Origin of the sequence: Thiohalobacter thiocyanaticus (assembly GCF_002356355.1) — a bacterium.
Classification (GTDB): Bacteria; Pseudomonadota; Gammaproteobacteria; order Thiohalobacterales; family Thiohalobacteraceae; genus Thiohalobacter; species Thiohalobacter thiocyanaticus_A.
The window spans coordinates 1,577,314-1,590,206 of the sequence record NZ_AP018052.1; the positions used below are offsets into that span (position 1 = coordinate 1,577,314).

Annotated in this window: 16 protein-coding genes; 11 read left to right on the forward strand and 5 right to left on the reverse strand. The window is 67.8% G+C overall.

Annotated features, from left to right (window positions below):
* The first annotated feature begins 23 nt into the window (after positions 1–23).
* From CFK21_RS07300 to CFK21_RS07330, 7 genes are all read left to right on the forward strand, one after another.
* Entirely contained in the window at positions 24–2,129 is a 2,106-nt protein-coding gene (locus tag CFK21_RS07300; RefSeq protein WP_096366047.1) for a chemotaxis protein CheA, read from the forward strand.
* A 17-nt stretch (positions 2,130–2,146) separates the two neighbouring features.
* Positions 2,147–3,232, forward strand: coding sequence for a protein-glutamate methylesterase/protein-glutamine glutaminase (locus CFK21_RS07305; protein WP_231971578.1), 1,086 nt, complete (start codon positions 2,147–2,149; stop codon positions 3,230–3,232).
* 162 nt (positions 3,233–3,394) lie between these two features.
* Positions 3,395–4,219: a ParA family protein gene (locus tag CFK21_RS07310; RefSeq protein WP_096366048.1), complete on the forward strand. Its 825-nt coding sequence runs from the start codon at positions 3,395–3,397 to the stop codon at positions 4,217–4,219.
* Complete coding sequence (locus tag CFK21_RS07315; protein ID WP_157745486.1) at positions 4,216–4,962, forward strand: chemotaxis protein CheW; 747 nt, start codon at positions 4,216–4,218, stop codon at positions 4,960–4,962. The genes CFK21_RS07310 and CFK21_RS07315 overlap by 4 nt, the downstream gene beginning before the upstream one ends.
* A 273-nt stretch (positions 4,963–5,235) precedes the next feature.
* A complete protein-coding gene (locus CFK21_RS07320) occupies positions 5,236–5,712 on the forward strand; it encodes a chemotaxis protein CheW (RefSeq protein ID WP_096366050.1) in 477 nt (158 codons plus the stop codon).
* Between the two features lie 10 nt (positions 5,713–5,722).
* Positions 5,723–5,908: a hypothetical protein gene (locus CFK21_RS07325; protein ID WP_096366051.1), complete on the forward strand. Its 186-nt coding sequence runs from the start codon at positions 5,723–5,725 to the stop codon at positions 5,906–5,908.
* Positions 5,905–6,309 carry a DUF2802 domain-containing protein gene (locus CFK21_RS07330; protein WP_096366052.1) on the forward strand — a complete coding sequence of 135 codons (405 nt, stop codon included), beginning with the start codon at positions 5,905–5,907 and terminating at the stop codon, positions 6,307–6,309. Before CFK21_RS07325 ends, CFK21_RS07330 begins: the two co-directional genes overlap by 4 nt.
* Before the next feature lie 164 nt (positions 6,310–6,473).
* Here CFK21_RS07330 and CFK21_RS07335 read toward each other — a convergent pair whose 3' ends face one another.
* The 3 genes from CFK21_RS07335 to fliK all read right to left on the reverse strand — a co-directional run bounded on the left by CFK21_RS07335 (position 6,474) and on the right by fliK (position 8,740).
* Complete coding sequence (locus CFK21_RS07335) at positions 6,474–6,959, reverse strand: DNA polymerase ligase N-terminal domain-containing protein (protein ID WP_157745489.1); 486 nt, start codon at positions 6,957–6,959, stop codon at positions 6,474–6,476.
* A 156-nt stretch (positions 6,960–7,115) separates the two neighbouring features.
* The gene (locus CFK21_RS07340) at positions 7,116–7,394 is read right to left on the reverse strand and encodes an EscU/YscU/HrcU family type III secretion system export apparatus switch protein (RefSeq protein WP_096366054.1); all 279 of its coding nucleotides are present in this window, start codon (positions 7,392–7,394) and stop codon (positions 7,116–7,118) included.
* A complete protein-coding gene (gene fliK / locus CFK21_RS07345; protein ID WP_157745492.1) occupies positions 7,391–8,740 on the reverse strand; it encodes a flagellar hook-length control protein FliK in 1,350 nt (449 codons plus the stop codon). The genes CFK21_RS07340 and fliK overlap by 4 nt, the downstream gene beginning before the upstream one ends.
* A 91-nt stretch (positions 8,741–8,831) precedes the next feature.
* Here fliK and CFK21_RS07350 point away from each other — a divergent pair, with 91 nt between their 5' ends.
* The 4 genes from CFK21_RS07350 (at position 8,832) to CFK21_RS07365 (ending at position 11,433) form a co-directional block, all read left to right on the forward strand.
* Positions 8,832–9,257, forward strand: a complete 426-nt coding sequence (locus CFK21_RS07350) for a hypothetical protein (protein WP_096366056.1) — start codon at positions 8,832–8,834, stop codon at positions 9,255–9,257.
* A 195-nt stretch (positions 9,258–9,452) separates the two neighbouring features.
* Positions 9,453–10,028: a DUF2452 domain-containing protein gene (locus CFK21_RS07355; protein WP_096366057.1), complete on the forward strand. Its 576-nt coding sequence runs from the start codon at positions 9,453–9,455 to the stop codon at positions 10,026–10,028.
* A gap of 32 nt (positions 10,029–10,060) precedes the next feature.
* Positions 10,061–10,648, forward strand: coding sequence for a TetR/AcrR family transcriptional regulator (locus tag CFK21_RS07360; protein ID WP_096366058.1), 588 nt, complete (start codon positions 10,061–10,063; stop codon positions 10,646–10,648).
* 224 nt (positions 10,649–10,872) lie between these two features.
* A complete protein-coding gene (locus tag CFK21_RS07365) occupies positions 10,873–11,433 on the forward strand; it encodes a carboxymuconolactone decarboxylase family protein (RefSeq protein ID WP_096366059.1) in 561 nt (186 codons plus the stop codon).
* Between the two features lie 19 nt (positions 11,434–11,452).
* Here the strand turns inward: CFK21_RS07365 and amrA are convergent, their stop codons facing one another.
* Together amrA and amrB are read right to left on the reverse strand one after the other, a co-directional pair.
* A complete protein-coding gene (amrA, locus tag CFK21_RS07370; RefSeq protein WP_096366060.1) occupies positions 11,453–12,025 on the reverse strand; it encodes an AmmeMemoRadiSam system protein A in 573 nt (190 codons plus the stop codon).
* Positions 12,012–12,803: an AmmeMemoRadiSam system protein B gene (gene amrB, locus CFK21_RS07375; protein ID WP_096367535.1), complete on the reverse strand. Its 792-nt coding sequence runs from the start codon at positions 12,801–12,803 to the stop codon at positions 12,012–12,014. Before amrB ends, amrA begins: the two co-directional genes overlap by 14 nt.
* Positions 12,804–12,893 lie beyond the last annotated feature (90 nt).

Below are 12,893 nucleotides of genomic sequence, written 5' to 3' on the forward strand. Positions count from 1 at the left end.
AGGAAGGCTGAAGGAATATTGCTATGAGTCTCGATCCCAACGACGACATACTCCAGGACTTCCTGGTCGAGGCGGGCGAACTGCTGGAACAACTCAACGAGCAGCTGATCCAGCTCGAGCGCAGTCCCCAGGACAAGGACCTGCTCAATGCGGTGTTCCGCAGTTTTCACACCATCAAGGGCGGAGCGAGTTTCCTCGGTCTGGATAACCTGGTCACCATCTGCCACACCTCGGAGGATGTGTTCAATATCCTGCGCAACGGCGAGCGCATCGCCGACGCCACCCTGATGGATGCCGTGCTCAAGGCCGTGGACGTGGTCAACGGCATGTTCGCCGAGATCCAGGGCGGTGAGGAGCCGGGCGCCGCCGACCCGGCGCTGGTCACGCTGCTCAACTCCTATGCCAAGCCCCAGTCCGAGGATGCCGCGCCGTCGACGCCCGCAGCCCCGGCCGGCGTCAGTGATGCCGGGGGCGATGCCGCGGACGATGAGTTCGAGGCCATGCTCGATGCCGCCCGTGCCGGTTCCGAGGCCGGGTCTGACACGACCGCTGCTGCCGAACCGGCGGCCGGCGAGCAGACCGCCGGCGGCGACGAGATCAGTGAAGAGGAATTCGAGGCCCTGCTGGACCAGCTGCACGGCGCCAAAGGCGCGCCGGGCAAGGGCGAAAGCCAGGCACCGGCTGCGCCCCCTGCGGCTGCCGCCAGTGCTGACGGTGAAGCTGCGCCTGCCGGCGGCGGGGAACTGATTACCGACGATGAATTCGAGGCCCTGCTGGATCAGCTGCATGGCCAGGGCGCCGCCCCTGCCGGCGGTGGCGATGCCGCCGTGGCCAGCGCCCCGGCGGCTGCCGCCCCGGCAGCGAAACAGGAGCGCCCGGCACCTGCCGCGAAGGCCGAGGAGCGTTCCGCGCCGGCCAAAGCCCCGGCGCCCCAGGCCGAGACCTCGGTGCGCGTGGACACCCGCCGCCTGGACGAGATCATGAATCTGGTCGGCGAACTGGTGCTGGTGCGCAACCGCCTGGCCACGCTCAAACAGAACCTGGGCCAGGAAAAGGCCGCCAGCAACGAGGAGATCAGCAAGGCCGTGGCCAATCTGGACGTGGTCACCGCCGATCTGCAGACCTCGGTGATGAAGACCCGCATGCAGCCGATCAAGAAGGTGTTCGGCCGCTTCCCGCGCGTGGTGCGCGACCTGGCCCGGGCCATGGAGAAGGAAATCAATCTGGAGATGCAGGGCGAGGAGACCGACCTGGACAAGAACCTGGTCGAGGCCCTGGCCGATCCGCTGGTGCACCTGGTGCGCAACGCCGTGGACCACGGCATCGAATCGCCAGAGGAGCGCGAGGCCGCCGGCAAGCCACGCGCCGGCACCGTGATCCTGGCCGCCGAGCAGGAGGGTGACCACATCCTGCTGTCCATTGAGGACGACGGCAAGGGCATGGACCCCGACGCGCTGCGGCGCAAGGCGGTGGAGAAGGGGCTGATGGACGAGGAGGCGGCCGCCCGGCTGGACGACCACGAGGCCTACAACCTGATCTTCGCCCCCGGTTTCTCCACCAAGACCGAGATCTCCGATATCTCCGGCCGCGGCGTGGGCATGGACGTCGTCAAGACCCGCATCGGCCAGCTCAACGGCAGCGTGGAGATCGACTCGCGCCTGGGCCGCGGCTCGCGCCTGAGCATCCGGGTACCGCTGACCCTGGCCATCATGCCGACCCTGATGGTGGTGCTGGGCGACCAGCCCTTCGCCCTGCCGTTGGCCAGCGTGATCGAGATCTTCGATCTGGACATCAAGCAGACCAACGTGGTCGACGGCCAGCTGGTGGTGCGCATGCGCGAGAAGGCCATCCCGCTGTTCTACCTGCGTACCTGGCTGGTCAAGGACTGTTACAGCCTGAGTGAAGAGGAGAAGGGCCAGGGGCATGTGGTGCTGGTCAACGTCGGCAGCCAGCGGGTCGGTTTTGTCGTCGATGAACTCATCGGTCAGGAGGAAGTGGTGATCAAGCCGCTGACCGCCATGCTCAACGGTATGCCCGGCTTTGCCGGTGCGACCATCACCGGCGACGGCCGCATCGCCCTGATCCTGGATGTGCCCAGTCTGATGCGCAAATACGCCAGCCGGTTCTGAGTCCGGGGAGGCACAGGGTGTCGCTCGCCAACAAGGAAAATACCGCTTCCCGCCTGCGCGTCCTGGTGGTGGACGACTCGGGTTTCTTCCGCCGCCGCATCGTGGAGATCCTGGAGGGGGATGCCAAGCTCGAGGTCGTCGGCACTGCCGCCAACGGCCAGGAGGCCGTGCGCCAGGTGCTGGCGCTCAAGCCCGACGTGGTCACCATGGACATCGAGATGCCGGTGATGGACGGCATCACGGCGGTGCGGCGCATCATGGCGCTGCGGCCCACCGCCGTGCTGATGTTCTCCTCGCTCACTTACGAGGGCGCCCAGGCCACCCTGAATGCGCTCGAGGCCGGTGCGCTGGATTTTCTGCCCAAGCGCTTCGACGAATTCTCCCGGGACAAGGAAGAGGCCAAGCGCACCCTGCGCAACCGGGTGCGGGCCATCGGCCTGGAGGGGCTGCGCATGCAGCAGGCCCCGGCGGCACGCCCGGCCGTCGCCCGCCCGGCGGCGCCGGCCGCGCCGCGGCTGCAGCCTGCGGCGCGCAAGGGCGACTTCCGGCTGATCGCCATCGGCAGTTCGACCGGCGGGCCGGTGGCATTGCAGCAGGTGCTGGGTCGTCTGCCCGCGAGTTTTCCGCTGCCGCTGCTGCTGATCCAGCACATGCCCGCCAGCTTCACCCCGGCCTTCGCCGAGCGGTTGAACCAGCAGTGCAGTATCCAGGTCAAGGAGGCCGAGGACGGCGAGGCGCTGCAGCCGGGCGTGGCCTATCTCGCCCCGGGCGGCCGGCAGCTGGCAGTGGAGAGCCAGGGACCGCGGGTCTGCCTGCGGGTCTATGACGACCCGGCTCAGCATTACCGGCCCTGCGTGGACCTGGCCTTCGAATCCGTGGCCCGGGTCTTTCACGCCAGGGCGCTGGCGATCGTGCTGACCGGCATGGGTGCCGACGGTCGCGAGGGCGCGCGCGCGCTGAAGCAGGGCGGGGCCAGCGTCTGGACCCAGGACGAGGCGAGTTGCGTTATCTACGGCATGCCGGGCGCAGTGGCCGATGCCGGCCTGGCCGACGAGGTACTGTCGCTGGGACAGATCGGTCCGCATCTTGCAAGTTCTGTATAAGGCAAGGGTCGACCTTGCGCCATCGTCATCCCGGCGCAGGCCGGGATCCAGATACCGCAGTGGTTGATGGATTCCGGCCTGCGCCGGAATGACGGAAGAATTCAAAGGTCGGATGACCGTCAACCGGGTTTTCCGAAATTCCGGCAACTGGAAACCAGGGCAATGAAAAAGATCTGGGCCGTCGCCAATCAGAAGGGCGGGGTGGGCAAGACCACCACCGCCGTCACCCTGGCCGGACAGCTGTCCGGCGAGGGCGAGCGGGTATTGCTCATCGATCTGGACCCGCATGGCTCGCTGACCACCTATTTCGGGCAGGACCCGGACGGCATCGAGTTGTCGGTCTACACCCTGTTCAAGGATCGCGCCGACAAGCGCCCCGAGCCGCGCTACGACCAGGTGCTGCTCGAGACCGGGTTCGAGAATCTTTCCCTGCTGCCGGCATCGACCGCCCTGGCCACCCTGGACCGGCAGCTCGGCGCGGAGGAGGGCATGGGCCTGGTCATCGCCCGCGCCCTGCAGGACCTGGACGCGCGTTTCGATTACGTGTTCATGGACTGTCCGCCCATGCTGGGGGTGCTGATGGTCAATGCGCTGGCCGCCTGCGATCAGCTGCTCATCCCGGTGCAGTGCGAGTTCCTGGCCCTGAAGGGGCTGGAGCGCATGCTGCATACCCTCAAGATGATCGCCCGCGCCCGCGGCGAGAGCCCGGCGCACCTGATCGTGCCGACCATGTACGACCGTCGCACCCGTGCCTCGGGCGAGGCCCTGGACGTACTGCGCCAGCGTTATCCCGAGCGGTTGTGGTCGGAGGTGATTCCGGTCGACACCCAGTTCCGCGAGGCCAGCAAGGCCGGCAAACCGTTGTCATTGTCCCAGCGCAGCGCCCGCGGCGCCCGCGCCTATGTCCGGCTGCTGGATCATCTGCTGCAGCGCGACGGCGAGGCGGCCGTTCCCCATCCCCCGGTACAGGACCAGGCATGGGCATGAAACCATCCACCCAGAGCCGGGTCCGGACCCGTACGGCGGAAGAGAACCTGGTCATGCTCGACCAGCAACTCGCGCTCGGGGCCTATCTGAACGCGCTGCTGACCCCGGCGCCCGAAGTCGAAACCGCACCCGAGCCGCAACCGCAGCCCGAGGCCCGCGCCGTGCCGGCGCCGGCTCCCGCTGCGCCGGCCGCACCTTCACCCGCACCGGCCGCGCCGGAGGTCGAGCCGGCGCCCGTTCCGGAAGTCGCAGCGCAACCCGCTGCAGCGGCGCACCCCGACTGGGCCGGGGGCGAGTTCCAGTGTCTGCTGTTCCAGGTCGCCGGCCTGACCCTGGCGGTGCCGCTGGCCCGTCTCAGCGGAGTGGCGACCTGGGACGATGCGGCCCTGACCGAAATGCCCAATCACAGTCCCTTGTTCCTGGGCCTGCGTGAGTATCATGGCCTGCGGGCCCGGCTGGTCGACGTGGCCGCCATCGTCCTGCCGCCGGCGCAGTATGCGCAGCTGGCGCCGGCGGACAGCGGCCGCCTGGGCAAGGTGGTGATGATCGACGACAACCGCTGGGGCCTGGCCTGTGACGCGGTCGGCGACGTGATCACACTCAGCCGCGACGACGTGAAGTGGCGGACCGGGAACGGCAGGCGGCCCTGGCTGGCCGGAACCGTCATCGAGCACATGTGCGCCCTGCTGGATACCGATGCCCTGGCGGGCATGCTGACCGAGGAAGGGCCGGAGACGGCCTGATTGCGGGGTGTGGCCACGAAGACGCACGGAATTACTCGGAAAAAAATGAACGCCAGGGGTGCTCCGGGGCACCCTTGCCGTCATTCCCGCGCAGGCGGGAACCCTTAAACCGCCGCGGCTGCTGGATCCCCGCCTGCGCGGGGATGACGTGATTGAAGGTAAGGTTGGCTGTGGCTGGCACGATTTCTGCAAATTCAAGTTATGGGTCAATTGTGACGACTGAAGATTGACAGCCCCGGTCCCGCCCGGGGGAATCCGAATCAGAGGCGAACCATGAACCAGGCAGCTCAGAGCGTTGACGACAAGCATTTCCAGTGTGTGACCTTCCGCCTGGCGGATGAGGTCTATGGCATCAATGTGATGCTGGTCCAGGAGGTCCTGCGCTGGACTGAGATCGCGCCCGTGCCCGGTGCCCCGGACTATGTGCTGGGCATCATCAACCTGCGCGGCAATGTGGTCACCGTTATCGATACCCGCCTGCGCCTGGGCCTGCCGCCGCGCGAACCCGACGACTCCTCGCGCATCGTGATCATCGAGGCCGAGCGCCAGGTGGTCGGCATCCTGGTCGATTCCGTGGCCGAGGTGATGGATCTGAACAGCGCCGAAATCGACTCGGCCCCCAACGTGGGCAATGACGAGAGCTCCAAGTACATCCAGGGCGTTGCCAGCCGCGATGGCAACCTGCTCATCCTGATCGATCTGAACAAGCTGCTGACCGATGAGGAATGGATGGAGCTGATGGCCTTGTAGCACGGGATGAATGAAGATGGCGGACATTGGAAGGCTTCCATCTCCGTCGCCGTTCGAGCGGGTGCAGCCCGGCGAGCGGATCAAGGAACGTGACGGCTCGGGCAAGCGCCGCGACAAGAACGCAAACCGTTCGCGGGACAAACAGGACAGGCGTCGCGACGGCGACGACGGACACCGGATAGACGAATACGCATGAACATCGAAATCGGCATCGGCATTCTCGCGCTGCTCTGGGCGGTCTCCCTGATCGGGCTGATCCGTGCCCAGCGGCGCCAGCGACGTGAACTGCAGACCCTGCAGGAACGGCTGGCCGGGCGGGAATCCGACCTGAGCGCGCTGCAGGGTGATCTGGCCGCCCTGACCCGCGCCTCGGTCGGTGCCGGCGAGCATCTGGTGCAGGTCGAGAACCGGGTCCGCCGGTTGAGCGAGCGTCAGAGCCAGACCGAAATGCGCGCGGGCGGCGACCGGCCCTACCAGCAGGCCATCCAGCTGGTGCAGGGCGGGGCCGATGCCGAGGCGCTGATCCGCCAGTGCGGTCTGACCCGCGGCGAGGCCGATCTGCTCGTGATGCTGCACGGCGTGGCCCGCGCCGGCTGAACTCGCTCATACCTCTCCTGCCGGGTTCAGCAACGCCTGTACGTCATTCCGGCGCAGGTCGGAATCCAGTTCCGTAGGTCGGGTTAGCCTGATAGGGCGTAACCCGACATCATCTGCAGCACTGTCGGGTTACGCTTCGCTAACCCGACCTACGTGACTGCCTCTCAGGCCGCCGTGTCGTCCAGCTTGAACAGCTGCCAGCCCGGATGGCGGCCGCGGTAGGTGCGCTTGAGCGCATAGCCGCCCTGCAGCTTGCCGCCTTCCAGCCAGATCTGCACCAGCCCGTCCTGCACCGACTGGCGCATGGAGCGTCCGTCGCTGCGCAGGTTGCGGTAATGGCCGGTATCCCACACCAGTACTGCGGGGTCCGGCGTGTCCGGTGCGGGCAGGGGGCCGCGGAACACACTCTGGTCGAGCGGCTGATCTCCGGTCTGGATGGCGAGGCGGCGGTCGTCGGGTTCGGTGGACACCCCTTTGGGCACGGCCCAGGAGACCATGACGTCGCCGATCTCCAGCCGCAGGTCATAGTGCCAGGGACTGCCGGGATGGCGCTGGACGATGAAGCGGTGCAGACCGGAGGCGCCCGGCTCGCCGGGGGAGGTGGCGGGAGCCTGTGGGGAAAGCTCGGTCCTGAGCGGCTTGTTCCTCATGCGGCGGCCCCCCGTCAGTGAGTCAAGCGGCTGCATGCCCGGGGCATGCGCGAGAGGGCGGATTCTTTCATCCACTGCCCGCCTTGTCCAGTGTGAATGCAGGCGCCGGCCTGCAGACCGCGATAAGCGCGGCCTTCCCCGCACGCTGCCTGACAACTATTGGGGTGCCTTGCCGCTGATGTAATAGGCGAAGGCGATGATCTCGGCCACGGCCAGATACAGCGCCGGCGGGATCTCTTCACCCAGTTCCAGTTTCGACAGCAACTCCACCATGGGGGCGTTCTCCTGCAGCGGCACCTCATGCTCGCGCGCCAGGGCGATGATCTGCTCGGCCAGTTCGCCAGTGCCCTTGGCAGTGACCCGCGGCGCCCGCTCCCCGTCGTACTGCAGGGCCACAGCCAGTTCCGGTTTCGGTGTGGTGTCGTCCCGGCTCATGCCTGGTCGTCCAGGATGGGGCCGCGAGGTGGCGGTGCCGGTGGTTCGCGCAGACGGCCGCGCTTGACGTCCAGGTCCTGTACCACCAGTCCGGATTGCTCCAGCCGGGCGCGCAGCCGGGGCAGGTGTTCGCTCAGCCGGCGCAGGGGCTCGCCCTGTTCACTCAGGAAGCGGGTGCTGATTTGGCGTTCCCCGCTCAGACTGACGCGGGCCTGCACCGGCCCCAGTCCGGGCAGGTCGAAGGCCAGCATTACGGTCCAGCCGGCGCCGTTCCGGGCAGTCTCGCTGTCGCTGCGGCCGCCCTCGCGGCGCAGGCGCAGGCCCCAGACATCAATCGCATCCTCGCCACGGCGCACCGGCAGTTCCACCAGCCATTCCGGCGGCTGCTGGCGTTCCTGCGGCAGCGAGGCCAGCTGGTTGAGCTTGACTCGTGACAGGGCCGACTCCACCTGCTGCAGCAAGCCCCCGCGCTGCAGCAGCTGGGCCAGGTCCAGCCGCAGCGTGCGGCCGTCGACCCCGGCCTGCGGCCGCGGCGGCATGCCGGGACGCAGGGACGCCAGGCTCTCCAGGGCCGGCAGTGGCGCGGCCTTGCCGACCGCCGCAGCCAGGGCCGCCGCCAGGGGCGGCGCACCCGCCGTCAGCGGCGATACCGGGGGCGCCGGACTGCCGGCAGCGGCAGGGGGGCGGGCTGAACCGGTGGTAACGGCGGCCTGGCGCAGCCCGGCGGCCAGCTGCAGCAGGCCGGCCTTGAAATCCCCCTGGACGGCGGTCTGCGCCGGCAGTGGCGATTGCCCGGCGGCCGCGCGGGCATTGCCGGCCTGGGCGGCGGCGCGGGCCAGCTTGCCTTCCAGGAACAGGCCGCTGTTGGTCAGGGCCTGGCGCAGGCCCTCGGGGGTGCCGACCCGGGCCGGGTCGGGCAGCTGCTGGATGACGCTGCGCACCAGCCGGGAGAGTTGCGGTGCGCTGCGGGCAGCATCGGGCAGCGCCGCCAGCTGGTTCAGCAGTGTCAGCGCCTGGGGCAGCGGCCGCTGGGCCGGCAGCGCCTGGCGCAGGGCCTGGCTGACCGTGTCCTGACGCAGGGTGTCGAGCAGGCGCAGTACCGGCAGGTCGCGGCTCAGGCTGACCACTTCCAGGCGCAGCGGCTGGCCCGGACTGAGTTGCAGACTGCCGGTGCGCGCCTGGACCAGCTGGCGTCCGATCTGCAGCGGGGTCTGGCCCTGGCTGGATTCGCGCACCACCAGGCCCTGCAGCACCTGGCCGACCCGCCAGGTCGCGGCCGTGGCGGCGGCCTTCGTTCCCGACGGGGCCGGGGGCAGGGGCGGGAGTCCGGGGCCGGTGGGTTGCATAAGTCGATTCCTTGAAGCCTGTCTCAATATATCGGCCGGCGGCCCGCTAAATTGGGGAGCAGGCCCTGGAACAGAGAGTAAGCCTACCCCGATGACAGCGTCCACCGAACAGTTCTGGTTCACCCGCCGTGCCGGCCAGGTGCGGGGCCCCTATCAGGGGGGCGAAATCAGCCGTTATATCCTGCTCGGCCGGCTGCGGGAGGCCGACGAAATCAGCCCCGACCGCCATCACTGGCGGCAGCTGGGGGATCATCCTGAACTGATCCCCGAGGTGATGCGCGACGCGGACAGCGAGGCCGGACGCCGGCGGCTGGCCGCGGCCCGGGCTGAGGCCGATGAACGCAGCACTGCCAGAGTCCAGCCCCGGCGGCTGGATCCGCCCTGCATCGAGCGCCGCAACGGCCAGCGCCGGGTCGTCATGCCGCTGATGCATCCACAGGCCGGAGCCGTGCGGCGGCCGCTGGCGACCGCGGCCCTGATGTTCGGTCTGACCGGACTGGCGCTGCTGCTGGTTTGAGCCGTCGGCGGGCGGCTTGGTAAGATAAAGAGCCTGAAGAGCGCCACGGAATACACGGAAAACACGGACAAACCCATGACTACAGGCATTGTCATTGGCTGGCGCGAAGCGCCATGCCCAATGACAATAAGATTTCCGTGCTTTCCGTGTATTCCGTGGCGCATTTGATTTTTCCCACTACCCAATCCTGTAACCATGGACAAGACCCCCAATCCCCAGGGCAAGGGCCTGGTGCCGGTGCTCGAGAGCCTGGCGGCGAGCCGGGCCGCCATCGCGGTGCCGCCCAAACGCATCGACCAGATCTCCAGTGAACTGTTCACTTCCCTGTTCGTGCTGGAAAGCGATTTCAAGTTCCGGCCCGTGGTCGGTCACAGCTACTGGCTCTACCGCAAGGGCGAGCGCTTCTGGTTGTCCATGCTGGCCCCGCATGAGTGGTCGGCCGCCGCCCACGGGCAGGTGATCGGCGAGTGCACCCTGCAGGATGACATCACCTGGACCCTGACCCTGGACGCGGCCGCGGCACAGGACACGGCCCTGCTGCGCCTGATCGAGGCGAAGAAGCTGGCCTTCGAACAGCGGCTGGAGAATGCCGGGACGGTCGATGAGGCCCTGCCGGTGTTCGATGCATCCCTGCCTTTCTATCAGCGGGTGTGCGCCTCCGCGCTGGCGGCCTCGCTGCGGGTATCCATGCAGAAAAGCGGCATCGAGGGTCTGAGCTACGACGAGGCCCGCGGTCTGCTGGCCGCCCCCGAGGCCGATACCCGCGATTGACATACGGGACTGATCGGTCCAGTATTCTTCGCATGCCCGCCGGAAGACCCCTTGAATTCGATCCCGACGCCGCCCTGGAGGCGGCGATGCAGCTGTTCTGGCGCCAGGGCTATGAAGCCACTTCGCTGCAGGATCTGCTGCGCGAGATGCGGCTGTCCAAAAGCAGTTTCTATCAGGCCTTCGGCAGCAAACATGCGTTGTTCGGCCGCTGCATCGATCACTACCGCGACAGTCTGGCGCGCGGTATGCAGCAGCAGCTGGAGGCCGCGCCGCGGGCATGGGACTTCATTGCCGGCATGCTCGACTCGGTGGCCGGGGAGGTGCAGGGCGAGGATGCCCGCCGTGGCTGCCTGGTCATGAATACCGCCAGCGAGTTCGGGCAGAGCGATGCCGAAGTGGCCGCGCGGGTCAAGGCTGGAACCGCACGCTTTCGCAAGGTGTTCCTGCAGGCCATCAAGCGGGCGCAGGCCGAGGGCGACATCCCCGCCGAGCGGGATGCCGGCCTGCTGGCCGACTATCTGGTCACCAACATGAGCGGTCTGCGCAGCCTGACCAAGGCCGGCGCCAGCGCAGCCGCGATCCGGCGCATTGCCGGCGTGACCCTGTCGGCACTGCGCTGAAAAAATTTTCGCCAAATATGGACTGAACGGTCCATATTACTCAGGGGCCGGAATCGATGGCTGCAGTTACCGCGCAGGCGGTGATCCAGCAGCCTCGACGGTTCATGGATTCCCGCTTGCGCGGGAATGACCATGCCTGGTTAATCCGTCATGCCGGCTTCGCCGGTATGACAAAAGGGAATCAATCAGAGTTTTCTTGAAGCAACCCAACATGGAGATCCGTCATGAGCTATACCCTCCACGACAGGCAAACTGCGCCGGAAGCCTCGCGCGGGATCCTGGAGCAGGCCGAACAGGCCTACGGTTTCGTGCCCAACCTGTTCGGAGTGCTGGCCGAGTCGCCGGCCGCGCTGCGGGCCTATGCGGCCGTTACCGATATCCTCCAGCACGCCGGGCTGGACCCAGTGGAGCAGCAGGTGGTGATGCTCACGGTCAGCGCCGACAACGGCTGTACCTATTGTGTCGGGGCGCACTCGGCGCTGGCGCAGAGGGTGAAGATGGACCCGGCAGTGCTGGAAGCCCTGCGTGCGCAAGGCGAACTGCCCGATGCGAAGCTGGAGGCACTGCGCCGCTTCACCCTGGCGGTCATGTCGCACCGCGGCTGGGTACCGGAGGCGGAGTTGCAGGCGTTTCACGACGCCGGTTATGGGCAGCGGGAGGTGCTGGATGTGATCACCATCGTCGCGCTCAAGACCTTGAGCAACTACACCAACCACATCGCCGCAACCCCGCTGGATACGGCCTTCGCGGGCCAGGCGTGGGAGCCGGGGCGGACGACGGGCTGAGGTGCAGCGCAATGCCGGTTCAGCCGAAGCTCTCGGTGGTGTAGCGGCTGATCCGCAGCCGGTCCGACCAGTAATCGGGCGGCAGCCCGGCCTTGCGCTTGAGTTCGGCCAGAAAATCGGCCGGTTCCGGCAGGGACGCCCAGACCGTGGGCAGGAAGGTGCCGCGGCGGCCATCCGCCTCCAGAATCAGGCCGTCGATGCCCGGCCGCAGCTGGCGCAGCAGGTCGGCCTCGTGGCTGAACTCCAGCGGTTCGCTCGGGCCGAGCACGGAAATGGACACTTCCAGGTCCGGATATTCACCCCGGGTCAGCGGCGGGAAGCGCGGATCCCGGAACGCCGCCGCGTAGGCGTTGTGGCTGATTTCCTCGACCAGCGGCTGGCGCGGCTCCAAGCTGCCGATGCAGCCGCGCAGGGCGGCGTCACGATGCAGGGTGACGAAGGCCGCCCCGGGTTCGCGCAGGTCAGGATCGAAGCTCTGCGGGTCCACCGGCAGCGGCCGGCCATGATCCAGCCCGTGACGGATGGAGGCCCGCGCCAGGTCGATCAGGGCGCGGCGCTGCTCAGCGCTGAAGCGGGATTCAGTCGATGGCATAGGCCCCGTATCCGACCACCTGGTTGCGCGGTCCGGCGGTATCTCCCGAGTTGCGCAGGTCCAGGGTGTGGGCGTGCAGGCCACGGGCGCGGGCGGCCAGCAGCAGCCCCCCGACCGGGGTGCGGCCGCAGGCGTGGTCGTAGTCGATGCGTTCCGGGGCCAGCGCCTCGATGGCCACCGAGGTGGCCCGGTCCAGGGCGCGGGCGGTGTCGTAGTCGTGATAATGGCTGAGGTCCGAACTGATCACGATCAGGGTCTCGTCCCCGCCCCAGAGGTGGTCCAGCACCTCTCTCACCTCGGCATAGCCGGCATCCCCCACCACCAGCGGGATCAGCTTGAACTCACCCAGCACGGTCTGCAGGAAGGGCAGCTGTACCTCCAGGCTGTGCTCCCAGGCGTGGGCGTCGTCACGGACCTGCACCTGGGGAAATCCGCTCAGCCCGGCGATGGCCTCGGTATCCAGCGGGACGTCGCCCAGGGGCGTGCGGAAGGCCTCGTTGCTGGGCGCGGCCAGCCCATGGAAGGGCACCCGGTGCGAAGGCCCGAGCAGCACCACCCGCCGGATGCGGTCGCGGGCGGGCGCCAGCCGGCCGTAGACGCTGGCGGCCACCGGTCCGGAGTACACATAACCGGCATGGGGCGCGATGATCGCCTTGGGGGCGGGGCCGGTGGCGGCGGCTTCGGCTTCGGTCAGCAGTGCCTGGATCTGCCGACGCAGCGTGGCCGGGTCATCGGGATAGAACATGCCGGCAACGGCGGGTTCTCGGAGCTTGTGCATCGGAATTTCCTCCCCGGCAACCGGCTTGATGCAGATCATCGCATTCGCACTGACGCAAGCGCATGCTTGCATTCCGTTCGCGCGGACACT

Bases quoted from the DNA above. Each gene is read 5' to 3' on its own strand.
- CFK21_RS07300 (WP_096366047.1), top strand. From the start codon at position 24: ATGAGTCTCGATCCCAACGACGACATACTCCAGGACTTCCTGGTCGAG.
- CFK21_RS07310 (WP_096366048.1), top strand. From the start codon at position 3,395: ATGAAAAAGATCTGGGCCGTCGCCAATCAGAAGGGCGGGGTGGGCAAG.
- CFK21_RS07315 (WP_157745486.1), top strand. From the start codon at position 4,216: ATGAAACCATCCACCCAGAGCCGGGTCCGGACCCGTACGGCGGAAGAG.
- CFK21_RS07320 (WP_096366050.1), top strand. From the start codon at position 5,236: ATGAACCAGGCAGCTCAGAGCGTTGACGACAAGCATTTCCAGTGTGTG.
- CFK21_RS07325 (WP_096366051.1), top strand. From the start codon at position 5,723: ATGAAGATGGCGGACATTGGAAGGCTTCCATCTCCGTCGCCGTTCGAG.
- CFK21_RS07330 (WP_096366052.1), top strand. From the start codon at position 5,905: ATGAACATCGAAATCGGCATCGGCATTCTCGCGCTGCTCTGGGCGGTC.
- CFK21_RS07335 (WP_157745489.1), bottom strand. From the start codon at position 6,959: ATGAGGAACAAGCCGCTCAGGACCGAGCTTTCCCCACAGGCTCCCGCC.
- CFK21_RS07340 (WP_096366054.1), bottom strand. From the start codon at position 7,394: ATGAGCCGGGACGACACCACACCGAAACCGGAACTGGCTGTGGCCCTG.
- fliK (WP_157745492.1), bottom strand. From the start codon at position 8,740: ATGCAACCCACCGGCCCCGGACTCCCGCCCCTGCCCCCGGCCCCGTCG.
- CFK21_RS07350 (WP_096366056.1), top strand. From the start codon at position 8,832: ATGACAGCGTCCACCGAACAGTTCTGGTTCACCCGCCGTGCCGGCCAG.
- CFK21_RS07355 (WP_096366057.1), top strand. From the start codon at position 9,453: ATGGACAAGACCCCCAATCCCCAGGGCAAGGGCCTGGTGCCGGTGCTC.
- CFK21_RS07360 (WP_096366058.1), top strand. From the start codon at position 10,061: ATGCCCGCCGGAAGACCCCTTGAATTCGATCCCGACGCCGCCCTGGAG.
- CFK21_RS07365 (WP_096366059.1), top strand. From the start codon at position 10,873: ATGAGCTATACCCTCCACGACAGGCAAACTGCGCCGGAAGCCTCGCGC.
- amrA (WP_096366060.1), bottom strand. From the start codon at position 12,025: ATGCCATCGACTGAATCCCGCTTCAGCGCTGAGCAGCGCCGCGCCCTG.
- amrB (WP_096367535.1), bottom strand. From the start codon at position 12,803: ATGCACAAGCTCCGAGAACCCGCCGTTGCCGGCATGTTCTATCCCGAT.